This is a genomic window from Paenibacillus sp. D9 (assembly GCF_001188365.1).
Classification (GTDB): Bacteria; Bacillota; Bacilli; order Paenibacillales; family Paenibacillaceae; genus Paenibacillus_O; species Paenibacillus_O humicus.
The window spans coordinates 5,560,170-5,582,307 of the sequence record NZ_JZEJ01000001.1 but is presented as its reverse complement, the minus strand read 5'-3'; the positions used below and the strand labels follow the sequence as shown (position 1 = coordinate 5,582,307).

Below are 22,138 nucleotides of genomic sequence, written 5' to 3'. Positions count from 1 at the left end.
TTCTTCGGCGGCCCATTGTGGCGGGTAGAAGGGATCGAATTTAGGCATAGATCGTATAAGCCCCCCTGTCAGCCGCCAAGCACTTCAGACAGCAGTAAAGTTCGCTTCCATCGCGCCAAACTTTATCGCCAGCGTAGATAGGCTTGGAGCATTCAACGTTGGTGCAGTCCATAACATGGGCTGGCTCCTGCTCTTGCGGATCCGGAAGGCCTCGTGCAAAACGGTCAAGGCTAGGCATGCTGCGTCTCTCCTTTCAAGCGATCTTCCAATGCATCGATTTTGGCTTTCAGTTCTGCCTGGATCGCCGGGCAGGGTTCGTCCAGCCATTGCATAAAGAGCCGCTGACGTTCGATCTTCCGATCCAGCAAATAGTCCACCGTGACGTTTAGTGCGTCTGCCATAGCGGCAATCGTCTCGAGGTCAGGCTCTCTCCTGCCCATTTCGTAGTGGCTGAGGCTTGCGCGGGAAACCTTCATCTTTGCTGCAGCAGCTTCTTGCGTCCATCCCAGACGCTCCCGGATGTTAGAGATTCGTGCGCCGACTCGCACTTTCATTGATGTGCTGCTCATGCGGCGCTCCCTGCGGCTCTCAGCTCTGCTTCTAAGTCCGCTATCTCCTTGTCGAGCCAGCATTCCGCGGCCTCCAGGATGACGCCCGAGCGCCGAAAGGCTCTCAGTTTGGCGATGTGCCGGGCGATATCAGCCCTTGCATGTAATGGCATCTGTGGTCCTCCTCATGTCCAATTTTGGGCGGTAGACTTCGTAATAATGGCGGGCAAGCTCGGCCTTGCCTTGCTCTCCTTCGAGTAGCGCTCGCTCCTCGATCTGAAGGAAGTAGCCGCACATGTTGCGGAGTTGTTGGGTGGACATATTAGCCCTCCTTGGCGAATCGTGTCGGAATGTATTGCTATAGGCATGTTGGCAGTACTGATAAAATGGAGTTTGAAACCAGTTGAAGGGAGAAAGGAAAATGCACATTGTAGAATTACTGAAATCCATTCCACTGAGCAGCCATTCCGGATATGGAACATTGATTAGTTTTTCAGATATTTTTGATGCTTGTGCGCTTCGCGGACAAGACAATCATCATTACGTCAAGTCGCTATTGGAACAGTTGGAACGAGAGGGAGTAATTGAAGTAGTCCGATCTTATGATGATTTATTTATTGGGGTTCGCTTCCGACCAGTCCTTTAAATTCGCGGCGAGAATCTTAAGATAGTTTCCGATCTCCATCAAATCTGTAATGCTGTGATCTTCCAGTGCTCTGTAAATTCTGCGAGCAGTTTCAAGGTTCCGGGGTTCTTTCGGGTTTTTGGTATTCTCCGTCGCCACCACAGCGGCGGTTTTTTCGTTCTCTTTGCTCATATCAGCGTCGCCTCCAGATCTTCGATCTGCTTGCAGATGCTTTGCTGCCATTCGACGTCGCCAGCCTCGTAAGCCACGAACGAGAGGCTTTTAAGCTCGTCCAGCCTACGAACGAGTCGGAGGTTTGCCTTTAGCAGATTCGTCAGCTCCCGGCGTTCCTGCCGAGTCATATGAAGCTCTCCGTCCGTTTCTAAGCAATAGTGCGTCAGCTCTGCCAGCTTTCGGTGGATAGGTGAGATGCCGATCATGCTCAAGGAACCTCAACCTCCTTCTGAACAAATTTATTGATGAAGTAGATTTGACCTTTCCCGGTGACCTTTGGCGTCTTGCTCACGGTGATGTGACCGTCAGAGTGGGTTATGCTTGTCTCCTTGATCTGAAACAACTTCAACTCCATCGAGCGCTGTGTCGGCATGTTGTAATCCGTTCCCTTGCGGCTAATTAAGTACCCTTTGTCCCGGAGCCAGCCAAACAGACGATTCGGGCCAATCTCGACCCCGTTCTGCTTCAGCAGCTTCGCTAACTCGCCGACCAGTATGCTCGTCCTGCTTGCAGTTACAGCTTCCGCAAAAAGTACCTTTGGATGGTCTTCCTTAACTTGCTGTTCCAGAGCCTGTTTTGCCGCTCGTTCCTGTTTCAGTTGCGTGGCCATTTGAATGATGGTGTCTGGATTCAGTAAGACTTCCTCGACTTTTTCCGGAGTAAGATATCCGCTATGCTTTCGTATCGACGGAAGAACTTCGCTTGTGATCCACTTGCGGAATGCCTTGGCTTCCGGTTTACGACTTTCCAGAACCACATCGTACAAACCGTCTTCGTTAATAACCGTAGTCTCTTGAGGTCTTCCGAGAGCATCAGGGATGAGGTAAGCAAAACTTACGTCATCTGCCAATCTGTCTTTGACCATACGCGGATTCGAGAGGCCGAGAACGACGCAAACGTCCTTTAGCACGAACCAAGGCAGGCCATCCCTTTCAATAGTCCGCAACTTAAAGCCTTTAAAGATAAATTCCACTTTTTTCATCTGTGCCTCCTTTATTTTCATTACCATGTGGTAACTCTTTGTCAAAAATAAATAGATCATTGAGACCCATCTCCCGGCAAGCATCCAACAATCCTGCTATAAATTTATTGCCAGGATCCTGTATTCCTTTTAGCACCCTAAATACTTGAGTCCGAGATATACCGATTTTCTCTGCGAGATCATCATCGCTCCAACCCTTGATTTGCATATATTCCCGTACTTTTTCAACATTTAAAATCATTTTCATATTCTCACCCCTCTCTGCATATATTCGTTACCAAGTGGGAATGAATATAATGTAGCACGTTGTTACCATGTGGTAAAACCTTAAAAAACCGCACATTCGTTCTTATAAGGCTGTTTTGGTTAATTTTTCCCACTTGGTAACGCTTTTACTTATAATTCCTTTACCTAAAGGGAATTCTCATGTATATTACTAATTAGGAATAGGAAATGAGCTATCAACAATATCCATATCGGGAGTGTTGGGAAATGAGTAATGAATTAGGTTCTTTTTTGAAGGAGCTTCGCGAAAAGAAGGATTTGAGCATAAGCGACCTGGCATATGCTTCTGGAGTCAGTGGTGCCCAAATCTCCAGGATTGAAACTGGTAAACGCGAGCAGCCCAGACCTGAAACATTACAAAAATTAGCCCAGGGGCTCCGCATATCATATGGACAATTAGCTGAAAAAGCCGGGTACTTTGATGGTATGCAGCAGAGCGATAAGCAGGAATTCTTTGCATATCACGAAGCAAATTCCAATCTCGATCTGGTGTTGTCCGAGATGTTCAACCAAGTATTTAAATTGGACCAGGAAACAAAACTCGTTATTATCAAAGAGGTAGGGGTTTCAGGTAAATTTGGCGAACATGATGAAGATATAATTGAAACAATCAATAAAAATGAAGCAGTTAATATTTCTCCTGATTTCTCTGATATGAGTTTATTGCAAAAACTGTACCTAATTGATATTTTGAGTAGATTTGTTAGATATTTTGCCGTAGATGAAACGTATCTCGAAAAACTTTATGAACAAATTAAAACAGGGAAAATTCCCGATCCATATGAATCTGGACGGGAACTAGTAAAAAGCATTGATTTAAGTGACGATAATATTAAAGAGGAATTTTCGATTATCGTTGATGGTCGTCCTTTGACTGAGAAAGAAATGCAGAAGATTCTTGCTCAGATCCGTCTGGATCGGCAGTTCGAATAATTTCTTTCAGCTCTTTGGGATCTCTGTTTAACAGATAGGCGATAACTGCTAAATCAACTGTTTTCATAATTACGCATGCCCCCTCGAGCGTATTTGAAAGGAGAAACAATGGCTCTCCGGATCGGGAGATGCCTGCTGCGTGAACTCAGGAAAGCCAAAAAGTTGTCCCAGGTCGAGTTGGCTAAAAGGGTTAGGGACTTAGGAGTAGACCTTTCGGACACGACTGTTTCTGAGTTTGAGAGGAATGAGCGAATATGTACCAATATTTTAACGCTCAAAGGGATTTCAAGAGTACTTGGTTGTCACATTGATGATCTTTATGAATTCCCTGATAGTTAGCGCTGCAGGTCGGAGTTTCGGCTCCCTCCCTCCGGATAAAATCCCGAACATATTCGGGATTTTTGTTTTGTCAATTGCCCCCTTTCGTTTGATACTATTATCCTTAGCTGGTAGAAAATTGTAAAGCCAATTACGTGTGCACGAAATGATTGAATCTTTTCCGCAGTTCGACAGACAACGACATGATGCTTGTGATATGAGAACACAAAAAAATCGAGGTTCTTGTCGAGAACCTCGATTAGACCGTTTTATATTTAACGCCTAGTAAGTGTAGTAACTCTAGAAGTTGCTTGTATTTCACACTGGACATCGTACACACCTTGGTTCTGTTGAAATCAAAGTATGCTTTTCTGTATTTGGGATCCAGCAATTCCACTTTCCCAGGATTAATAAAGTTGTTTCGATCAACTTCAATCAACTCTATTAATCCGGTCTCCATGATCACCTCACTCCAATACTTCAATGTGCCAGGGAGGAATCCGTCCTTAACCTCATTTCCAAAGGTGACTCCTCGCTTAGCAGGCTGATAATGGAGGAACTGAATCGTCTTATGCGGGACCTCAAACATCTTCATCGTCGATAGATCGGTCAATGAAATCATTCGTTCTATCATGGCTCGACCTACTTCAACAGTTCTTCAGGCGTATCGCCTTGGTGAACGAAGACCGCGCTTGCCGTCGAGACGGTGAACATGGCAATTAGAGACAGCACGGAAGCGAAGGCAGAGATAAATTTATTTTTCAATTTCCTTTCCTCCCTTCTTTATCAAAATGTATTAACGTCAAGCACTGCGCAAAGAATGCAGCAGCTAATATAGGTGACCCCACGATAGTATTTGTGTACACAATTAGTATAGCTAATACGTTGAGCAACAGAAAGAATTTTTTGTTAATTCTAGACTGCTTTTCAATTCTTGATGGAGCGAATCGCGCCGCAAGGAGCATGTTTAATATATTCAAAATAACTATAATATTTCCGCTCAAATATTTAGATAAAAATGCAACCAGCAGGATTCCAGTAGTAGATACAATAACGCATGTAAGTCCCGACTTTAAATGTATTCCTCCCGTGACTTGTCTCAACATGGCAAAGGCTGTCATAACGATAACTACTTCTTTTGTAATTCCAAAGACAAATGAAAGCACTAGCGAAATGGTGACTATTAGCATGAAATTCAGGACAATTCCAAGTGAAAATTGAAGGACGTTTACCGATGCGCGATGATTGGGAATGGACGACTTGATACTAACTGCCAATCTATTTGCTATTAAATTGATCACTCTCTGCACGCTCCTTCATAATGGAATAGCGTAACAAGAAACCAATCGCAATGGCTAACAGTAGGAAGATAATAATTAGGTCTTTCTGATAGAGGAAATACCCAAAAGCTATTACCAATATCGGGATTAAAAAATGAGTTATTATTCTTTCCGATTTAAGCCTTTTGCTCTCGAAATCAAATGAGAATCCGAGTCCCCGATTATACAAGAACCTCGCTAATCCGAAGGCAATCACACTTGAAATCAATTGGAGAATATAGCCTTTATAGATATGCTCCGAGATCTCGTCGACAGAAATCCACCCGAAAGAGAGTATCATTACAAGTAGTTGAATCAGAGCATATCCGAAATAACCAACAGTTGCGACGAATAGCGACCAATGAATAGGAACCAGTAAAACTAAGTTAAGTAGCAACATGATGAGCAGCACGTACAACATGGGAGCTAAAAAAGACAAAGACAATTCTTCTCTTAAAAAGTAGCTTTGGAGAGACATAATAATTGCCGTGAAAAAGATTTGCCAAGGGCAATCCTTTAGTGCGAAACGATAGATACTCATTATTAATGCAACCAAGCAAACTCCCTCAATGGTTGAAAAAAACATGAACCCAATAAAGTCCGCTATCACTGAACATCGTCCTCACCTTCATCAATCTGTCTTCCAACTCGCCGCTTATCTGAATACTTTTCTACGCTGCTTTTTAAAACCAGTAATCCACCCGGGGCATCTCTATGCTGTAGCTTTCCTTGACTGCAAAGTCTGGCGATTTGACGTCTTGTGACATTCAAATACTCAGCTGCTTCAGCCGCAGTTAGCACTTGGTACAATGGGCCTTTACTCATTTCATTCTCCTTCCATTTAGGTCTCGATTGAGACTTAATTCTTATATAAAATATAAGTCTCGATCGGGACTGGAGTCAACGATGAAAAAAGGAAATATATAGATATCCGCAAAAAGAATAAGCCTGCGTCATTGGGCAGGCTTTACAGGTCTTGGCAGTCGCGTTATGAATCTAGCATAACCGTCCTGATTTTTGATGAGGTTGAGAGAATGGTACCTCGGCAGCTTAAGCAAATCCTCTTCCTGGTATGGGTGAAGCTCCGATGCCAGCTCCGAATAGTTCTTTTTGTCGCAGCCGCTGATGAGCATGTAGCTCGCGTTGGCGGACCGCAGCTCCTCGCGGATATGCTTGATTTGGTTGAGATAGTGGGCCGAGATGATCGGCTTGAGTCCGAACTTAGCGTATTGCGAAAGCTTACTCCGCATGAACTGCTCGGTGTGCTGGACCTGATAGAGCTCATCGACAATTAGGTTGACCTTGACCATCTTGGACCGGTCGCCGCTGACCCGCTTGCTCCGCATCTGCAGTGCAAGCCATATCTTGGTGCTCCAGTAGGTCGTGTAGACGTCCCTTTCTGAGTCCGTGCCAAACATGTCGGACGGCATGCGGATGCAGATCAGCTGGTTACGCTGCATCTCTGTGACCAAGTCGACGTTGCCGGCAGTACCCTTGTCGAGCATCCGCTCCATATAGGCGTTTTGTTCCAGCTGGTTGAGCCGATCGATGATGCCGACGACATACGTCTCCTTGGTGCCCACGACTTCGCCGCCCTTGTCGCGGTCGTCCAGCTCGCAGAGGGACCGGATGTATTTGCGAAGGTTGTCGCGCTGGGCGGCTGGCACGGCTTTGATAAGACGCTCGCGGGTCTCGTGATCCTGTAGGCAGTCAAATACGTCCCGGACACTCCCTCCGCTGATAAAGGCAACCAAGGCCGCGCTGACCAGATATCGCTGCATCTTGGCCGACAACTTGGTTTCTTCGGCGTTGATGCTGTTTACGAGGGTGAGCAGCTGCGTCGTCTGCTTCTTGGCGCCGTCGTAAGCCTCGAATGGATCCACACTCTTGCCGACTTCGTTGTATCCGATACCCTGGAGCCGGCGTGGATCCGCGCAGTCGATTATCAACGTCTTGCCGGGCGGGATCGCCGCGGCCACTTCCCGGCTGAGCTCACACTGTCCGACGAAGTCAAAGATGATGACGCATTCCCCGGCGGCGATGGCGTCACGGCTCAGGTTGCCGATCAGCGTCGACTTGCCTGCCCGCGTCGGCCCAATCAGCACCGTCGTAAGGTTTTGGTACTCCCGATCAGTCGACAGGTAGGCAGCCTGCTCGTGACCCCTGTAGGTGTTGGTGCCGATGCACATGACGCCTTGCTTGAGATCGTCGGGGACCTCAGTCTCCTGTGTCTCGACGCGCTCAATAAAGTTGTACCGCTCGAGCACGTCGCGGCCGGCCAGAGCGATAAAGGACTGTGCCTCCTCATCCCCGATCTTGTTGCGGCCGGCACGGATGTCTCGGGCCGTCATGTCGAGCTCCCGGCGGTATGGACGGTAATGGAGTCGGTTATCCTCGGAGACAGTGTCAAAGGACTGCGCCAGGCTCCGAGCCGCGTTGCGCTGCCGCATGCCGTCCGCGCTCTCGGCCATGACTACAATCTGCGTGTCGAGGACGGTTGCCGTGGCCTTTTTGGCCGTACTCTCGCTGACCCGACGCGCCCCGTTGAGCCGATCGAGCAGGGCGTCCATATAGTCGCCGCCCTCGGACGCTCCGGACGTCTTGCGGCCGCTGCCGAGCGCCTCGCCGATCTCCTTGAAGATGAGGTTTCCGGCAGCCAAGAGGTATTTGAATGCATAAGCCGTGCCCATCTTGTTTCGCTCGACCGGCATCCGGCGGTTGACCTTGTCGATCGTGGCGCGGTAAAGGTGCCGCCAGCTGATTTGGCTGCCGGGCAGGAAATTATAGAAGACTCCGAGCCGGTCGCCTTCCTCCAGAAGTTCCACGGCGTTGAGGTTGCTGTTCAGCAGGTCGTTGCTCCGACGGTCGACAGCAAGGCTCAGGGCATCCTCCTTCTCGTAGACGAGTTCGTAGCGTGTCGCATCCGCGCCGAACACCGGAAGCTCCGGTACCTCCTCGATCGTCACCTGCCCCCAAACGTCCGACATCTTCTCGCGCAGATAGGAGAGGTGAGTCCGAGGCACGATGAAGAAGAACTCCACCTTTCGCTGCTCCATGTAGATGTAATAGGAGACCTTGGCCGGCAGCGTCCAGCTGTACCGGGTACCCACGACGAACTCCCGACCGAGCGCCTTGATGACGCGCTGCTCCTCCGCCTTGATGTTGGCCAGAGCGCCCTTGTAGAGCGCAGCAATGGCCCGGGCGATCTTGTGAGTGCCCTGGTTGCGAACGGCGTTGTTGGGCTTAATGCGGAGATAGGCGTAATCCGGCCGTACGACCTGCAGTAGTTGCGTAAATGGAATGCTGCCTTTCATCGGCTCAACCCTCCTCCTAGCAGCCTGATGAGCGAATAAGCGCCAAAGACCAACCCCGACCATCGGTAGCCGTCTCGTAACCCCAGCGCGCCCAGGATGATCAGGACGCTGCAGCCGATCAGGCCGACGCCATAGCTCAGGTCGACGAGCACGCCTGCTGCCTCGCCGAGCCAATGAAAGACGTGTTCGCGAGCGCCGTGCGCGACATGTTCCGCCGCATGATCAACGACCTTGTCGGCCACCCAGCCCGCTGGCCCCTTGATGCCAAGGATCGAGGGTCCGGCGATTTCCCCGCTGTACCGCTGCAGGTCAGGTATCAAGCCGGTAGGATCGGCAAAGCCGCCGTCCTTGATCAGCCCAAAGTGGAGATGCGGACCGCTGCTGTGCCCCGTATTGCCGCTAAAGCCCAGGAACCCACCGGGATAGATATGGTCGCCGGCATGCACCGCAACGCTATCCATGTGCCCATAGACGTGCAGGTCACCGCTATCCGTCCGGACAACGACGCCGCGGCCGATGTTGTCGGCCCCATGATTGACGACCCGCTCCACGGTGCCGGACGTGATACTGTGCAGCTCCGTCCCCTGCGGCATTGCCAGGTCGACGCCATGATGCTCCCTGCCGCCGCGGATCTCCTCGAGGACGCCGTATTCGGATGAAACACGGAATTTCATGGGCATCGTCATCCCATCCCTTCGAAGATCGTCTCCACTTGGCCGAATGCCCACGGAAGCCCCAAAAGAATGCCGTAGACCAAGATAAAAGCGAGGGCCGACTTGCGGGCTGCAACGAAGTCTCCCTGGACCGTGTTGCTGATGCAGTCAAAGGCCGCCTTGATGATGATGACCCACTTACCGATGCTCACCAACTTGTGGTATAACCGCTGTGCTCCTACGTCAAGCCCCGTACCGTCCCCTACCGAAGCGAATGCGTGCTCCAGCCCACCGGCGCCGAGCAGCACCATAATCGTAATCGCCCCGACACGGTAGATTAGCTTGTGCCGCTCAATGTGCTCCACGACGATCGTCGCGCCGGCCTGCAGCCGCTCCATAAGCATGCGCCTTGTCGGCTCCGGCAGAGCAACAGCCGGGCGCAGGTCGATCCGGTAGCCGGTCGGCCGCATGGTTAAAGTCGCCATAAAATATCCTCCTCGCAAATCGTGATGTACTGGCATATTTTGTGATCCTGCCGCATATGCTGAGGGTAAACCGCCCGCAGCGCCCTAGCCGGAATCTGCACCAGGCGGTTTTTCTATTTCCGGCCAGCCCGCAGCAGCCACACGACCGCCCGACCCGGGCTGATAATGAACGCCCAAAAGTCCTCGATGACCTCCATGCGCCTCTGCTCTTCTGCCGCCAGCTCCGCCGGGTCCTTACCGTTAATGATCGTCTTCATTCCGCTCGCCTCCCTCATACAAAGGCTGCCGCAGCGCTGTATGCCAAATCCCTTGGCTCAACTGGCTCGCTGGCTTTTGCCGGCCGTAGCACCGCTCCCTTGGCTGGGATTGTCACAGTCACCAAGCCGCCTGCCGCATCCATATCCCTCTGGATCAACCGCTTGAGATAGCCTGAGCGGTTTTTTCTCGTCTTCACCCAGTCAAGCATCGCAGCTTGATCTGGATCAAGGACGTTAAAGCAAACCGGGACTTTTTCAATCTGTTTGCCCATTCGCATACAGCCCCTTCGCGATCCGATAAAAAGCGTCGACATTGGCGTACTCACTCATCCCGGGCTTGAGCAGCTGCGCCGACCCGAAATACTTCACCAGCTCGCGCTGCAGAGGGTCTGCTCCGCCTCCACACAGATAGACTGTGTCTTGGCTACCCCAACCCTTGTTGACCGCGTAGGCGGCAATCTGGCGGGCAAATGAGTCGAGGTCAGGGTTGCGTCGCGTCTCCATCCCCGTCACCAGCGTAAAGCTCTCCAAATCCTTATACCGACCGTCCAGCAGCGTGCCGTAATTGACCGTCCCGCTACCGATGTCGATGACCCTTACTTGCCCCTTGGTACCCGCCAGCAAGCCGGCAGAGACGCCTTCAGCGGCCACCTCGCAGCGGTTGATCGTAATGACCTTACGCCGGCCGTTGATCGTGATCTCGTGCTCTCCGATCAGCAGCTTTTTGATGAGTTCCTTTTGTCCCTTGGTGTGAGTGCCGATCGGCTGCCCCACTACGATGTCATGCTCTGGCCCCGCCGCGTACTGGTGGAGCGCGATTAGGACGCGCAGGCGGGCTTCCGGGTGCGCTTTGCTGTCCCCCTTGAGGGAGTCGGCCATCTGGCTTTCATGTAACGCCAGTGTGCCGGCAAAACCCCGTCGACCATCGTAGGCCCAATCATAATCGTGCTCGCCGTGCTGCTGCTGCAGGTGACGCTCCCGCCAGTCGTAGCCGATCGCTGACGGAAACTGCCTGAATTGCTTGCCGTCGTAAAGCTTAACCGCGGATCCGCCGGCGTCGATGCCAATGATGCTCATGCTGTCATCCCCTCCAGTTACATCACCCGTGACGTCACCAGGCGGCTGCCGGATGCTGTCGTTGCGTCACTGGTTATGTCACTAGCCTATGGGGATGGCTTGCCTGAGTTTCCTAACTATTTCAAATGGGCTCGTATGTATTTTCGAAGTTTCGTCCACACTTGAGATAGTTAGGAATGATGGACGAGGTGGAAGAGTATGTTTGGATTGGGTAAACCCAGGAGTAAATTCGGCCGATTTGTCGACTCAAACGGGATTTCCCATGGGGAGTTGGTGCGGATAAGTGGAGTGAGCAAAGATACGGTTACGAAGGCTTGCACCGAAGAAAATCCAAAGTTGAGAAGAATTTCAAAAGATGCTCTAGTCGAAACGGTGAGGAAGATTTCTGGTCGTAATGTGAGTGGCAAGGATTTTTGGATGTAGCAAATTATGATACGATTTGTATATAATCTCTTTGAAGTTTGATACAGCCATTCAAGGGGGAAATGTATGAACAAGCAATGGGAACCTTGTCCCCGATGTGGGTCAAGTAAAAGCTTTGTACTCGGAAAGGGAATCTTGTCTCTTATCTTGTTCATGTCCTCGGGCTTATTCTTAATACTAGGCATATTTCTTTTCCCGTTTCTCTTCGTTGCACCAGTCCTGTTTTTTCTTTCCTTCATCATACCTTTTTTACCTTTCAAGAAGCGACACATCTGCCAGGACTACAAGCACAACTGGACGGTACAGAAAAAAATTGCTAGCCTATAACGAGAAAATCCCCCACCACGCAAAGCCCTGTGGGGGATTTCGTTTTATACAAGCAACTTTACATCAAAAGCTCACTTATAATAAATTGGTCGAAGGGCTTCGAGACTATTTCCATGCATCGCCAAAATGAGTAATTTGTAGTAGACTGTTGTCGTCTAGAAAATACATATTGGGGGATGAGATAACATGAAGAAAAAAATAATAATAGTAACTTTGGGGGCGCTAATACTCATGGCATCCGCCAGCTTCGGCGCTTACGCCGCTACAAAGCTGGTACTTGTTGTCGATGGAAAGGTTCAAGGCGCTGAGCCAAAAATCATCAATGGGACAACCTATGTGCCACTGACAGCTGTCTCAAAGGCACTTGGTGCTACGGCATCATTCGACAAAAAGACCGGCACAGTAACAGTCAAGTCCAGCGGAATCAATCCAATCGCTCCGGATATCTACCGTGCTGGGGACTTCGTGTTCTCCCAACTCCAGGCCGAGAAAAACGACTTTGGTTGGAAAGTATCCGTCGAGATGACGAGCGACACATCGGCTTACAGTGGTGTTAATTTAACAGCAGTCTTTTATAACGAATCCGGTAAACGAGTTGGATCAGCATTTGGCGCTGTCACAAACATTGGTAAAGGTGATACAAAGTTCACGGATTTAATCACCACGGATGACTTGACTGGTTACAAAACGGTCAAGTTTCAGATTGATATCGCAAACAAAGCCTAAGCAAAAAAATCCCCCACCAGCCGCGAGGCCAGTGGGGGATTTAAATTATTCTTTAGTTGAGTACTCATCAACATTAAAAGTAAGTATTTTTTCGAAAATAACATACTCTGTACGCTCACTGAATGGCCCCTTGTTCCACGTTTTATTGAACGCATATTTAGCCGGTCCAGTCCCTGCATCCTTTGTGTCAAACCACGCAATAAATGCGCTGACTTCTTGAACTGTCAAGTCGTACTCTTTTTCCAGTCCATTTACCATGGTGATAGTTAAGAGTGCTCTTTCACCGCTTGGTGCTGGAGTCGAGGTTGGGGATGGCGTTGGTGATAAAGATGGCGTCGGGGTCGGCACTTCACTCGGCGCTGGAGTCGAGGTTGGGGATGGCGTTGGTGATGGCGTCGGGGTCGGCACTTCACTCGGCGCTGGAGTCGAGGTTGGGGATGGCGTTGGTGATGGCATTGGGGTCGGCACTTCACTCGGCGCTGGAGTTTCACTAACTTTCTTCCCAATTGTTATCTCGTTTAATGCAGCCCATGATCCACTAGCCGTTATTTCAATTTTCAAGCCATCATAAAAACCCAATGTTGTTTCAATAGGCTCTACGATGAAATACTTTGCTTCTGCCTTTCGTGTTGCATCCGCTATTTGTAACCAGTCACCGTTACTTAAACCATATATAACAAAACGGTTTGAAACCGGAGGGGTATTTGCTATGGACATCTGCACAAAATTTAATTCAATTGATTTTGGGAATTTCATCTCTAATGTACTGTTTCCACTCGATGCATTAAATAAAGTTGAGAGATCACCATCGATTGCATTTTGAGGAATATAGGAACCGTAAGTATTGTTACTAGTTATCGTTGTTTCTTTGGGCGGAGAGACACCTTCCATACCAGGTACTGTTGATTCAACTGAAGCATACACGTTTTGTATTGTTAATACAATAATGCACGCAAGTACCAACGTTACGACGACGAAAGATTTTTTTTGTAATTTCTTAAGCAACTTCATCTCAGACCTCCACTTTTTTTATTTCTTTCTAGATGTCGGTAAAAATTATGCCTAAGTTTAGGGTTAATAGGCAAAAATTTTAAATCTGATAATTTTACTTAGACTTTTATCCCCCTAGAGTGATCTCCAGGTTACGAATTACAGGAAGTAATACTCTCAAAGAAGAGCCCCCCGACCACAGCGGTCTTTACCTATTCCAGCGGGATGCCGGCATACGACCTGAGCGCATTTGCCATTTGGTTGTATTTACTTGGGTCTCTGCCCTCTGTTTTAGCTTTAATCCAGGCCGGCGAAAGCCAGTTGTAGATGATCTCCTGAGCGTTACTCTTAGGCAGCCCGGCTCCCGCCGCCGCGGCGCGTACGTTGCCCGCCAGACGTTCGTAATGACTCGCCTCGTCTTTGAGTCCTTGTTGCAATGCCGCATGACGCGCCGGCTGGATGTAGGAGACGACGACGTGATCGCAGACGTCTGTGGGCAGTTTTGTCATAGCCGGAACCGGACGGACCTGAGTTACCATTTCGGCCGTCACATCCCGGATCAGGTCGCCGAGTGTTTTGCCGCCGCTCGCCAGCGCTTGGTCGATATCCGACTTGCGGGCCGGGTCCAACTGCTTGTGACTGACGATGTGCGTCGACGGCGTCTTCCCCCATTTGGTGCAGCACATCGCAAGGTACCAGACGAGCCTGGCATAAGCTGCCGCGAAGTCGATCTTGCCGCCGTAGCATAGTTCTATGCCGAGCGCCGCGGCGTTGGCGTCATAGCCAAAGAGGGCGTTGTCCGTCGTCACGTTTCGGATGACATGGTAAGCCTGCTCAGCCGGATCCGGACCGGTGCCGGCTGGGATGATCTCCAGAATAAGCTTGTCGTCGATGAAGACATGGGCCGACGCTGATCGGTCCGTCTGCTGCTGGAAGTATGTCCAGTGGTTATCTGCAGAAGCCCCAGGGTTACCCGTATCGTGCGCAACAAAAAAGGCCGGGCTGCCGGTAATGAGCCGGATGCCTGGCCTGACGTTAGGGCGCTTGTTGATATAACGCCGCCCGATCGTATACTTATTTAGGTCCATGCTGCACCTCCGCTGGCGGGACAATGATGCCCGCCTTGAGCTCGTACAGCGCCTTTTCGATGGCTGCCTGAATCTCCTTGTCCTTGAGCGCATCGATGATTGGCGCCGGCAGGTTATCCTGTAGGTACTCGCGCGCCTCCAGCAACTTGTTTCGGGCTCCAGGGCTGCCAGCCGTTGCCTCTACATAAGCGACGGCCTCGGCGGCCATTTTATGCAGCACAGCGCGCTGCTGCTCAGTCGTGCGGGCCTCGAGCCATGCCTCTACACGCTTGCGAGCCATGGCGACCCAGGCGAGCACAGCCGCGGCCAGCAAGCCGACGACCGCCTGCACGATGGCGTCAACATACGGTTGGATATTCATTGGACATCATCCTTTCTCATTTTGCGCCGAAGGAACAGGTACAGGTCATACTTCTTGGTCTTGGTTTGGTAGGCGAGCAGCAGCAGCCCGACGGCAGTGCCGGACGTTGCAATCAGCCAGCTTAGCAGCTGTAGAAACTGAACCTCATGCGTCCGGAAGCCGAACACCTCACTCGCCCGGATCCAGATCGCCACGACCATCTTTACGTCATAGGCGGCCAAAAAAAAGAGCATCGCCAGCATAAATGCGCTGACCACGCCCGTGCGAAACCGCTCATGGAAATATTTGCGGTGTGCGGCAATGATATAGGTCGCCGTGGTGATGATGACCGCGTACACGATCAGCAAGGCGACATCGATAATATGGAGGAGCATGGCTCACTCTCCTTTGTCGTATATGAGGTAGCGGGCAAAACCGTTTTTGTCGATCTCATCCTGTATCTCCCTCGACATATCCCGGTAACGTGCGATGGTAAGGGACACCCTCTTTGATGCGTGGTTAAGATCCGCCTCTTTGTCCCGGGTTGTGGGGAGGAGTTGCAGCAGCTTTTTGAGCACGCCCGTCATCCTCCTTTGTCCTCGTCCTTTTTAAGGTTTTTAACCACATCGAGGAGGGGACCCATCATCCCGGCGCGCTCGTTGTCGAGTATTTCCTGCAGGCGGTCCCGGTCTTCTTCTGCCTTTTCAAGCAGTGACCGGGGGACGAGATCCCCGCGCAGCAGCATTCGGCCCACGTAAAGCAGCACGCAGAGTAAAATAATTAAGAGGATCAGCGAGAGGCCATATTTCTCGGCCAACTGCGCGATCCTCTCCGTGGTATCCAGTTGGGTCTGATCCACCCCGACTCACCTTCCTTCTGTAAAATAAAAGGATTCCCTCGCAGATTGTCGAATCTTCACGCATCACATGCTGGAGGGGATGTCGTGAAGGCGTATCATTTCGACAAAGCCAATGCTCTTAAAGAAGGACAGATAATTCAATTGCAACAAGGAAGTCTGGCGCCGATCCATCTCGACGAACTATTCAAATCACACTATTCGGAAGGCTTGTCGCCGCATGGAATTTCACATTACATAAATCCTCCGTCTGCAATCCTTATAATTGAGATTCTGTTTGAGTACGAACGAAGACTCAACTTTCCTCATCTACTATCTCGTTTCCAAGCTTTCTATGCTTGTCAGGACATGGATGGAATTAAAAAGTGGTTTGAGAAATTTCCAGCACTTCATGGGAGACCTGTGTGGGAAGTGGAGGTCAGAGATGAGCAACCTTTCTTTAGCGGCGACTCACAATGGCTAGACTTAGGCGACGAACAAAATTTCGTCGCGGCTGAATTTAGAGCTCGATCCTATTGGGAAGGAAAGATGACAGCATCTCCCGTGCCAGAAATTTTAATCAAGCCTCCCGTCCAAGTGCTTCAAAAGATAGATTTCTCCGCTTCTTAGCATCCGCAGTTTCTTCTTGAAGTTTTTCAAACGAAAAGGAATAGTCGTAATAATTTGGAATTCGAAATGGCTGATCAAGAATATAAGGGGAGGCGGCCGAAACTTCGCTTTCTTTAATATTCATCTCATCGCCCTCAAAAATTATATTTTTGCCACTTCTCACCGATTGCTCCGTAACGTATAATATCTAGCAAAACACGATACGGAATGGAGAGTTGTCCACATGAAACGATTTGGGACTCTGCTCATTGGCATCCTGATCGGTGCCGGCCTGACCTTCTCTACTGGAGCATTCGCCGCAACGAAGGAGACGGTGACCGCCTTCTTCACGGACCTGAACATATCAGTCAACGGCAAGGCCGCCGAGCTGCAAGCACGTCCTCTTAGCTACAACGGCACCACCTACCTTCCTGTTCGAGACGTGGCCAATCTGACTGGATATGACGTGACATACAAGGCTGACAGTGGGAAAATAGAGCTGCAGAGTAAAACAGGCGCTGCCGCCACCTCGAGCGCGAAAGGAGCAACTAAAGTGCAAGGAACGGTCTACAAGCTAGGGGACACTGTCCAGTTCACAGGCGCTACGTTCAAGCTGACCGCCACCGAATACCTCTTGACCGGCGAGGATGTTCAAACCAAGGCATTCAGCCAAACCTTTGAACCCAAAGCCGGCGAGAAGGTCTTCCGGATCAAGTACGAGGCTTTCGTCAGCGAGGAACCGAACTACAGCTCGAAGTCCATCGACTTCATCCAACAGGTCACGACGAACGACGGACGCGGGTTCAAGTCCATCCTCGTGCCGCTGCTTGAAGCCAACCTGCTCAAGCCCGGCGCCGTGGGGTCGTATGACGTCGGCATCATTGTGAAATCGAGCCAGACTGTGCAGACCATCCACCTGAAGAACCCGCTGAACCCGGACGAAACGGCCGACATTCAAGTGAGCCCCTAGAAGGGCTCTTTTTTTATGCGTCCATTCCGCCTCGGCTCTGCACGAAGATCTGAATGACGACATTGGCCGTAATCCGCCCAAGGCTATCCGGAGTGATCTCAATCTCGTGCCATGCCCCCCGCTGTACTCTCCCGCCGCCGTCTTTGGAAAGGTACGGAAGAATATCGACATCATCGCGGTCTGTATCTGAAATCGGCAGCAGGTTGCCATCGACTCTTATTTGAAGCTGGCTCGGCGTCGGCCCTTCAAAGATGCCGTACTCAATGCCATGCACATGAGGCGGGATGACAACTTGGACTTGATGTGTATGAGGCGGGATGAAAATTCCAACTTGATGCTGATGACCTGGAATTAAGATTTCAACCTGATGCTGATGCCCCGGGATAGTGACATAATGTTTATGCCCTATAACTTGATTAAAAATATGACTATGACCTGGCAGGTCAGGGCCGCTAGCGCTGAATGTTTGGCCGTACCCGTATTGAACCTCCACACCGCTGTCACCAGTAGTTAGAAGACTTGTCTCAGCCATCGAGCTTGTCTGCATTTTCTGAACCATTCCATCGGTAGAGCTAGTTTCTGTTGTCTGAAAGAAACCGCCAGACTCGCTCACGAACGACTGCGCGAAGCCGCCGCCGCCCTCGATCGCTCGAGAGTAGGCGCGGAAGCTGCTAGATTGATAGGAGAGCAATAGCTTATTGATGCGGACCATCTCCTCTGGGATGAAGAAGCGCATCTTCGCCGGATGAGTCGGATCGGCGTTATCTGCGAAGTTGTGGCTATCCAGGCACGTCGCTCCCTGCGCTGTCACCTCGTTGATCCTCTGCCTCTCGTCCAAGTCGGCAATGCTGCCGGCGATATCGTCCGTCTTGTTGGCGATCTGCAGACGAACCTCTCCCGGCGAGCCGGTGACGTCCGGCCGGCTTCGGACGACGACCCGGGCCTCCACGTCGATTCCTAGCTCCTCGTCCTGGATCCACACGACCGTACCGACGCGAAAGCGATCAATAGGATCATTCGTCAACCGATACAGCTCTGCGCCGTCGACTGTATAGGTTAGCTTCGGCGTCTTGAGCTGCTCCAGCATGGCCTTGGCGGCCGCAAACAAAGTGTCGGCGTATTCGTAGCGACGATCAGTCCAGATCTTGCTGACGACGCCGTAGACGCCCTGAGTATCGGCGTCGATATATGGTAGACCGGTTGGGTTGACGCTTCGGATGTCGAGCTGGTTGACCCCCTCACCGTAGCCAAGTGCGTAGATGCGCGTGGCGATTTCCGTCGGGTCCTCCTGTTTGGTGATGCCGATCAGGTTGACGCCGTATCGGATATACGACTGCACAGCGTCCGCCGGCCTGATCAGGTTGAGCGTCCAAGGGGTGGTCGTCGTGTCCCAGGTCCACTGGAAGGGCTCGTCGAACGGCTTCGGCACGGCGAATAGTCCTCCAAGAACAGAGTCGTTCTCGAATTTATACTCGAACTGCCTGGCGAAGTCGACCGTTCCGAGTTGCCACCGCCGAACAATCTGCCTGTCCAGGATGTACTGCAGCACGCTGGGCGTCGGGTAGCCGAGCCCACCGACCTGATGATACTGGAACAGCACGTCGTCGATCAGCGTCGCCAAGACATGCTCGCAGTCATAGGTGATCGTGCTGCCGTCTCCGCCGCGTTGTGTCTTCTGGGGCAGGATCCGGAACAAGTCGACCCTCTCGTCCCCGTCGTAGATTTCAACAAAGCGAAAAGGCAGGCATTCAGTTGTCTTCGGATCGTTTGCCGGCAACGAAAAAGAAGCGACCCAAAGTTCATTGAGTCGCTCCTCGTAGGAGATATCAAAAGCGTTCTCCAAAATCGCTTGAAGCTTCATTTGCTGACTGTAGATACGAATCATGCTTTACCACCTTCTTTCAGCTTGAGACGCCGTGCAGCGATACTCCGCAGGCTGCGTACACATCTGGGCTGGACTGGGGCGTAAATGTGAAGACCGAAGCGACTGATCCGGTTGCTCCTGCCTGCCTGGTCACGGTCATCCATTGTGTTCCTTGCTCCTGATGCTGAACAACGGTTTGTGATTCGCCCACCGCAATAGCTGACGTAGTGCGTCCAACCATAGCTGCAATTACCAAATCCGTGGCGGCTCCACTTGGAGTAGAAACAGTGGCCTGTCCCGTCGAGGTTCCAGCCGCTTCGCTCGAGACTCCGAACGGGTCATCCTGGTCCACGCCTTGGACCGTAAAAGTCACGGCATTAATTGCGGTAGGCAAGTAGGAACGGCAAACGATTGTCTTGGTCCCCGTACTCGACCCTATTGGCAAGGCGTAAATTTGAATCCACTCTGCTTTGCTACCCGAGACGGTGCGAGATGAAGAAACCAGTCGCATGGACACGCCATCTAGCGTGACGGACCGTCCAAAAGACCCGCCCTCTGGGCCGTCTGCTCCCTGCATGACAACGACTTGAACGCCGTTCACGACGTATGCAGGGACAGTATGTGTAAAGGTCATTTCGGCAGCATCGTTACCTGCAGTGGCCTTGGCGACGGATGCAGTTCCAGCTTGAGAAGGCATAACACTCGCTGGCCCCGGCGTGGGCTGTGCCGGTAATGGTGGTACAACTGGCGCGCTGAACGCAACTTCGGACCACACGAACGTCGAGAACTCTCCGGCGGCTAGGGTGATCGTGAATGCCCTTCCTAACGCGCCATCAACGATTTGAACCGTCTTGGAATTCGTCGGATGGGCATTAAAAGCAAGCAGGACCCTGGATCCGTCAGGATTACGCATTGCAACTGTAGTTATGTCAGTGGAATAACGGCTAGCTTCGTTTCGATTGTTGTCGATCAGAATCTCTGCACCGTTGCGAACGAACCGCGTTAGGTGCATCAGAGCGTAGAACTCAGCTGGCCTGCCGATGATTCCAGAGCGATTGGAAGGAATTTGAACAACACCACGACGACCTGTAGACCCCTGAGTAGGGTTTCCATTTTCGTCCAACGCGAGGTTCCACAACATAATTCCAGAGACGCCGTAGCGCAACGAGCCAATAACGATGTCGGCAACCATGATGAGCGAGGAATCGTACCAGTTCTGTGCATAGAGCGATCGCATCTCCGTGACTAGCATCGGCTTTCCAACTCGTTTGATGTTTAACTGCTGTACCGGGCGTCCTGCGTAGCAATGCCAGCCCACTGCATCAATTAACGAGTCGGCTCCGCGGATGGCCGTCAGAGCCTTTTCGGCGTCGAACCAGTTGTCATCGTGAGAGAGAATGCCGACCGCGGGATATCCCTTCTCATCGAGCGCTGCTCGGACCTCCTTCACGAGCGTAACATAGTCCGCAGGTGGCCAGTATGTCAGCGATCCAGTTGGATTGTTCGGCTCGTTTTGCGGAGAAACAAGCTCAATCTTGAATCCGGCCTGCGCGTATGCGTCGACGAGGGTAGCGATGTAGTTGGCATGGTTCCTAATTTCATTAGGGCGAATCTCACCTGCTGCAGAGGAAAGGGTTCGCTTCATCCATAGTGGTGTAAGCCACACTGCGCCAAAGAACTTCACAGCCGGGTTAATTGCTTGAATTTCCCGAAGACAAGGAATCAGGTATGAGCCCTCTTGGGTAAACGTGAATTTGCTTAGCGTAGGGTCTCGCCGGGTTACACGGCAATTTGCTGCGTGCGAATACACAAGTGGTGCCGCCAGGGTAACGGTGTAGGGACCCGTTCCGGTCGGCGTGCCGATGCTGGCGATGATTTCCTGTTTACCCTCTCCCAGAGCAGCAATCAAGGTTCCAGTTGGATGCTTCTTGGTAAGTGGCGCAGTTGTGTTAATTGTAAATGGCGCAGAAGTGCCCGAGACAGACTCGACCTGGACCTGCTCATAGGATCCGAGCAAATCAATTCCAACGGTATCACCAACGTTGAACTTTACGGTCGAAGTAAACGACTTCACGCCCGTCGAATCAATACTAGCCGATAGTTTTCCAAAAGCGTTGGAATCGATCACCAACTCGTCACCGCTCACAAATGTGCCGGTAGTGCTGATGGTAGTTGCACCAGCAACTGCGTCTGACGCGAGCCTGCAAAGACGCGGATCTGCATCTGAAAACTCAGGAGCATAACCGAAATCGGATCCCCCTAGAGTAAGCCGCAACCAAGTAAGGTTGCCTTGGTCCGGTGCGAACAACTCGCGGAGCAGGGCGGTACGCTGTGCTTTAGTCAGGTAGGTCATCAGCACATATGCCGAGGAGTCGGTCAGTGCAGCCCCCGCTCCCGTAAAACGATTGCCAGCAGGCACATCAGTAATTGTGATGGACTGTACAGTGGGGATAATCGGACCGAAGGATATGGGCACGCCTTTGCTAAGCGCTGTTGCGCCATTTTTTGTTGTAGTGTAACGCTGAGCAGCCATCGCTTGCGGGCGCACAGCATCGACTGTTCTGGCCAACTGAGCAGCTGATGCATCCAGACGATCCCCTAATGTTTCGTAGGTAATGTGATTTACATTGTCGAGCCTAGCTGCATCAATAGCTGTGTTCCCTGACCCTGCACTCACGATCAAGCTTTTCACTTGGGCGTTTGTCTTTAGGATATCCGCCTCATTCGTAGTAATTCGATTGTTGTGAATACTAAGGATATTCTCAGATCCCTCTATGCGCGATTCGTGGTCATCAACCATCACTTTAGCGTTTTGCAAGGATCGGTTTATTTTTGGATAGGCCTGATTGAGTTTATCCGGTGAACTCGCCCCGGTATCCGCTCCTTGAATTAACTCAATGCTGAGTTTTTTTCCCATGACCCTACAATCTCCTTTC

Annotated in this window: 28 protein-coding genes; 5 read left to right on the top strand and 23 right to left on the bottom strand. The window is 51.1% G+C overall.

Annotated elements, in window-relative coordinates; all coding sequences use genetic code 11:
- Positions 1–230: 230 nt before the first annotated feature.
- From VE23_RS24960 to VE23_RS26225, 6 genes are all read right to left on the bottom strand, one after another.
- Positions 231–569 carry a helix-turn-helix domain-containing protein gene (locus tag VE23_RS24960; RefSeq protein ID WP_049869559.1) on the bottom strand — a complete coding sequence of 113 codons (339 nt, stop codon included), beginning with the start codon at positions 567–569 and terminating at the stop codon, positions 231–233.
- 129 nt (positions 570–698) lie between these two features.
- A complete protein-coding gene (locus VE23_RS26820) occupies positions 699–869 on the bottom strand; it encodes a hypothetical protein (RefSeq protein WP_157054053.1) in 171 nt (56 codons plus the stop codon).
- Positions 870–1,158: 289 nt separating this feature from the next.
- A complete protein-coding gene (locus VE23_RS24955) occupies positions 1,159–1,365 on the bottom strand; it encodes a hypothetical protein (RefSeq protein ID WP_049869558.1) in 207 nt (68 codons plus the stop codon).
- Positions 1,362–1,613, bottom strand: a complete 252-nt coding sequence (locus tag VE23_RS24950) for a DUF7667 family protein (protein ID WP_069202660.1) — start codon at positions 1,611–1,613, stop codon at positions 1,362–1,364. The genes VE23_RS24955 and VE23_RS24950 overlap by 4 nt, the downstream gene beginning before the upstream one ends.
- A gap of 2 nt (positions 1,614–1,615) precedes the next feature.
- Positions 1,616–2,389, bottom strand: a complete 774-nt coding sequence (locus VE23_RS24945) for a phage antirepressor (protein WP_049869857.1) — start codon at positions 2,387–2,389, stop codon at positions 1,616–1,618.
- Entirely contained in the window at positions 2,364–2,636 is a 273-nt protein-coding gene (locus tag VE23_RS26225; RefSeq protein ID WP_084781670.1) for a helix-turn-helix transcriptional regulator, read from the bottom strand. Before VE23_RS26225 ends, VE23_RS24945 begins: the two co-directional genes overlap by 26 nt.
- A 245-nt stretch (positions 2,637–2,881) precedes the next feature.
- On the opposite strand from VE23_RS26225, the gene VE23_RS24940 reads away from it, so the two are divergent.
- The gene (locus VE23_RS24940) at positions 2,882–3,607 is read left to right on the top strand and encodes a helix-turn-helix domain-containing protein (RefSeq protein WP_049869556.1); all 726 of its coding nucleotides are present in this window, start codon (positions 2,882–2,884) and stop codon (positions 3,605–3,607) included.
- A gap of 75 nt (positions 3,608–3,682) precedes the next feature.
- Entirely contained in the window at positions 3,683–3,946 is a 264-nt protein-coding gene (locus VE23_RS27905; protein ID WP_084781669.1) for a helix-turn-helix domain-containing protein, read from the top strand.
- Positions 3,947–4,567: 621 nt separating this feature from the next.
- On the opposite strand, the gene VE23_RS26815 is transcribed toward VE23_RS27905, so the two are convergent.
- The 9 genes from VE23_RS26815 to VE23_RS24895 form a co-directional block, all read right to left on the bottom strand.
- Positions 4,568–4,690: a cyclic lactone autoinducer peptide gene (locus VE23_RS26815; protein WP_157054052.1), complete on the bottom strand. Its 123-nt coding sequence runs from the start codon at positions 4,688–4,690 to the stop codon at positions 4,568–4,570.
- Complete coding sequence (locus tag VE23_RS24925) at positions 4,687–5,226, bottom strand: accessory gene regulator ArgB-like protein (protein WP_069202531.1); 540 nt, start codon at positions 5,224–5,226, stop codon at positions 4,687–4,689. Before VE23_RS24925 ends, VE23_RS26815 begins: the two co-directional genes overlap by 4 nt.
- 624 nt (positions 5,227–5,850) lie before the next feature.
- On the bottom strand, positions 5,851–6,069 hold the full coding sequence (locus VE23_RS26215; protein ID WP_084781667.1) for a helix-turn-helix domain-containing protein: 219 nt from the start codon (positions 6,067–6,069) through the stop codon (positions 5,851–5,853).
- Positions 6,070–6,197: 128 nt separating this feature from the next.
- Positions 6,198–8,558, bottom strand: coding sequence for a hypothetical protein (locus VE23_RS24915; RefSeq protein WP_049869551.1), 2,361 nt, complete (start codon positions 8,556–8,558; stop codon positions 6,198–6,200).
- Complete coding sequence (locus VE23_RS24910; protein ID WP_198156213.1) at positions 8,555–9,232, bottom strand: M23 family metallopeptidase; 678 nt, start codon at positions 9,230–9,232, stop codon at positions 8,555–8,557. Before VE23_RS24910 ends, VE23_RS24915 begins: the two co-directional genes overlap by 4 nt.
- An 8-nt stretch (positions 9,233–9,240) precedes the next feature.
- Positions 9,241–9,696 carry a hypothetical protein gene (locus tag VE23_RS24905; RefSeq protein ID WP_049869549.1) on the bottom strand — a complete coding sequence of 152 codons (456 nt, stop codon included), beginning with the start codon at positions 9,694–9,696 and terminating at the stop codon, positions 9,241–9,243.
- 113 nt (positions 9,697–9,809) lie between these two features.
- On the bottom strand, positions 9,810–9,953 hold the full coding sequence (locus VE23_RS26810; protein ID WP_021877622.1) for a hypothetical protein: 144 nt from the start codon (positions 9,951–9,953) through the stop codon (positions 9,810–9,812).
- 14 nt (positions 9,954–9,967) lie between these two features.
- Entirely contained in the window at positions 9,968–10,225 is a 258-nt protein-coding gene (locus tag VE23_RS24900; protein ID WP_021877621.1) for a hypothetical protein, read from the bottom strand.
- On the bottom strand, positions 10,209–11,030 hold the full coding sequence (locus tag VE23_RS24895) for a ParM/StbA family protein (protein ID WP_049869548.1): 822 nt from the start codon (positions 11,028–11,030) through the stop codon (positions 10,209–10,211). Before VE23_RS24895 ends, VE23_RS24900 begins: the two co-directional genes overlap by 17 nt.
- 936 nt (positions 11,031–11,966) lie before the next feature.
- Here VE23_RS24895 and VE23_RS24885 point away from each other — a divergent pair.
- Complete coding sequence (locus tag VE23_RS24885) at positions 11,967–12,506, top strand: stalk domain-containing protein (RefSeq protein ID WP_049869546.1); 540 nt, start codon at positions 11,967–11,969, stop codon at positions 12,504–12,506.
- 45 nt (positions 12,507–12,551) lie between these two features.
- Here the strand turns inward: VE23_RS24885 and VE23_RS26805 are convergent, their stop codons facing one another.
- The 6 genes from VE23_RS26805 to VE23_RS24850 form a co-directional block, all read right to left on the bottom strand.
- The gene (locus VE23_RS26805) at positions 12,552–13,517 is read right to left on the bottom strand and encodes a hypothetical protein (protein ID WP_157054051.1); all 966 of its coding nucleotides are present in this window, start codon (positions 13,515–13,517) and stop codon (positions 12,552–12,554) included.
- 191 nt (positions 13,518–13,708) lie between these two features.
- Positions 13,709–14,584, bottom strand: a complete 876-nt coding sequence (locus VE23_RS24870; protein ID WP_049869543.1) for a peptidoglycan recognition protein family protein — start codon at positions 14,582–14,584, stop codon at positions 13,709–13,711.
- Positions 14,571–14,945: a phage holin gene (locus VE23_RS24865; RefSeq protein WP_049869542.1), complete on the bottom strand. Its 375-nt coding sequence runs from the start codon at positions 14,943–14,945 to the stop codon at positions 14,571–14,573. Before VE23_RS24865 ends, VE23_RS24870 begins: the two co-directional genes overlap by 14 nt.
- The gene (locus tag VE23_RS24860; RefSeq protein WP_049869541.1) at positions 14,942–15,319 is read right to left on the bottom strand and encodes a hypothetical protein; all 378 of its coding nucleotides are present in this window, start codon (positions 15,317–15,319) and stop codon (positions 14,942–14,944) included. Before VE23_RS24860 ends, VE23_RS24865 begins: the two co-directional genes overlap by 4 nt.
- A gap of 3 nt (positions 15,320–15,322) precedes the next feature.
- Positions 15,323–15,502 carry a hypothetical protein gene (locus VE23_RS24855; RefSeq protein WP_442950543.1) on the bottom strand — a complete coding sequence of 60 codons (180 nt, stop codon included), beginning with the start codon at positions 15,500–15,502 and terminating at the stop codon, positions 15,323–15,325.
- Between the two features lie 5 nt (positions 15,503–15,507).
- On the bottom strand, positions 15,508–15,783 hold the full coding sequence (locus VE23_RS24850) for a hypothetical protein (protein ID WP_049869539.1): 276 nt from the start codon (positions 15,781–15,783) through the stop codon (positions 15,508–15,510).
- Between the two features lie 84 nt (positions 15,784–15,867).
- Between VE23_RS24850 and VE23_RS24845 the strand changes: the two genes are divergently transcribed.
- Positions 15,868–16,389 carry a DUF2441 domain-containing protein gene (locus VE23_RS24845; RefSeq protein WP_049869538.1) on the top strand — a complete coding sequence of 174 codons (522 nt, stop codon included), beginning with the start codon at positions 15,868–15,870 and terminating at the stop codon, positions 16,387–16,389.
- A gap of 223 nt (positions 16,390–16,612) precedes the next feature.
- Positions 16,613–17,338 (top strand): stalk domain-containing protein, encoded by a 726-nt coding sequence (locus VE23_RS24840; RefSeq protein WP_049869537.1) that lies wholly within the window; start codon positions 16,613–16,615, stop codon positions 17,336–17,338.
- Between the two features lie 13 nt (positions 17,339–17,351).
- On the opposite strand, the gene VE23_RS24835 is transcribed toward VE23_RS24840, so the two are convergent.
- The gene (locus tag VE23_RS24835; RefSeq protein WP_049869536.1) at positions 17,352–19,223 is read right to left on the bottom strand and encodes a phage tail spike protein; all 1,872 of its coding nucleotides are present in this window, start codon (positions 19,221–19,223) and stop codon (positions 17,352–17,354) included.
- A 16-nt stretch (positions 19,224–19,239) separates the two neighbouring features.
- A complete protein-coding gene (locus VE23_RS24830; protein ID WP_049869535.1) occupies positions 19,240–22,119 on the bottom strand; it encodes a glycoside hydrolase family 30 protein in 2,880 nt (959 codons plus the stop codon).
- Between the last annotated feature and the right edge of the window lie 19 nt (positions 22,120–22,138).

What these genes read in the sequence shown, in the direction of transcription:
- VE23_RS27905 (WP_084781669.1), top strand. Translation starts at nt 3,683, where the DNA reads ATGCCCCCTCGAGCGTATTTGAAAGGAGAAACAATGGCTCTCCGGATC.
- VE23_RS24895 (WP_049869548.1), bottom strand. Translation starts at nt 11,030, where the DNA reads ATGAGCATCATTGGCATCGACGCCGGCGGATCCGCGGTTAAGCTTTAC.
- VE23_RS24900 (WP_021877621.1), bottom strand. Translation starts at nt 10,225, where the DNA reads ATGGGCAAACAGATTGAAAAAGTCCCGGTTTGCTTTAACGTCCTTGAT.
- VE23_RS24870 (WP_049869543.1), bottom strand. Translation starts at nt 14,584, where the DNA reads ATGGACCTAAATAAGTATACGATCGGGCGGCGTTATATCAACAAGCGC.
- VE23_RS24830 (WP_049869535.1), bottom strand. Translation starts at nt 22,119, where the DNA reads ATGGGAAAAAAACTCAGCATTGAGTTAATTCAAGGAGCGGATACCGGG.
- VE23_RS24955 (WP_049869558.1), bottom strand. Translation starts at nt 1,365, where the DNA reads ATGAGCAAAGAGAACGAAAAAACCGCCGCTGTGGTGGCGACGGAGAAT.
- VE23_RS24910 (WP_198156213.1), bottom strand. Translation starts at nt 9,232, where the DNA reads ATGAAATTCCGTGTTTCATCCGAATACGGCGTCCTCGAGGAGATCCGC.
- VE23_RS24960 (WP_049869559.1), bottom strand. Translation starts at nt 569, where the DNA reads ATGAGCAGCACATCAATGAAAGTGCGAGTCGGCGCACGAATCTCTAAC.
- VE23_RS26805 (WP_157054051.1), bottom strand. Translation starts at nt 13,517, where the DNA reads ATGAAGTTGCTTAAGAAATTACAAAAAAAATCTTTCGTCGTCGTAACG.
- VE23_RS26820 (WP_157054053.1), bottom strand. Translation starts at nt 869, where the DNA reads ATGTCCACCCAACAACTCCGCAACATGTGCGGCTACTTCCTTCAGATC.
- VE23_RS24885 (WP_049869546.1), top strand. Translation starts at nt 11,967, where the DNA reads ATGAAGAAAAAAATAATAATAGTAACTTTGGGGGCGCTAATACTCATG.
- VE23_RS26215 (WP_084781667.1), bottom strand. Translation starts at nt 6,069, where the DNA reads ATGAGTAAAGGCCCATTGTACCAAGTGCTAACTGCGGCTGAAGCAGCT.
- VE23_RS24865 (WP_049869542.1), bottom strand. Translation starts at nt 14,945, where the DNA reads ATGAATATCCAACCGTATGTTGACGCCATCGTGCAGGCGGTCGTCGGC.
- VE23_RS24835 (WP_049869536.1), bottom strand. Translation starts at nt 19,223, where the DNA reads ATGATTCGTATCTACAGTCAGCAAATGAAGCTTCAAGCGATTTTGGAG.
- VE23_RS24915 (WP_049869551.1), bottom strand. Translation starts at nt 8,558, where the DNA reads ATGAAAGGCAGCATTCCATTTACGCAACTACTGCAGGTCGTACGGCCG.
- VE23_RS26225 (WP_084781670.1), bottom strand. Translation starts at nt 2,636, where the DNA reads ATGAAAATGATTTTAAATGTTGAAAAAGTACGGGAATATATGCAAATC.
- VE23_RS24860 (WP_049869541.1), bottom strand. Translation starts at nt 15,319, where the DNA reads ATGCTCCTCCATATTATCGATGTCGCCTTGCTGATCGTGTACGCGGTC.
- VE23_RS26810 (WP_021877622.1), bottom strand. Translation starts at nt 9,953, where the DNA reads ATGAAGACGATCATTAACGGTAAGGACCCGGCGGAGCTGGCGGCAGAA.
- VE23_RS24950 (WP_069202660.1), bottom strand. Translation starts at nt 1,613, where the DNA reads ATGATCGGCATCTCACCTATCCACCGAAAGCTGGCAGAGCTGACGCAC.
- VE23_RS24940 (WP_049869556.1), top strand. Translation starts at nt 2,882, where the DNA reads ATGAGTAATGAATTAGGTTCTTTTTTGAAGGAGCTTCGCGAAAAGAAG.
- VE23_RS24905 (WP_049869549.1), bottom strand. Translation starts at nt 9,696, where the DNA reads ATGGCGACTTTAACCATGCGGCCGACCGGCTACCGGATCGACCTGCGC.
- VE23_RS24840 (WP_049869537.1), top strand. Translation starts at nt 16,613, where the DNA reads ATGAAACGATTTGGGACTCTGCTCATTGGCATCCTGATCGGTGCCGGC.
- VE23_RS24945 (WP_049869857.1), bottom strand. Translation starts at nt 2,389, where the DNA reads ATGAAAAAAGTGGAATTTATCTTTAAAGGCTTTAAGTTGCGGACTATT.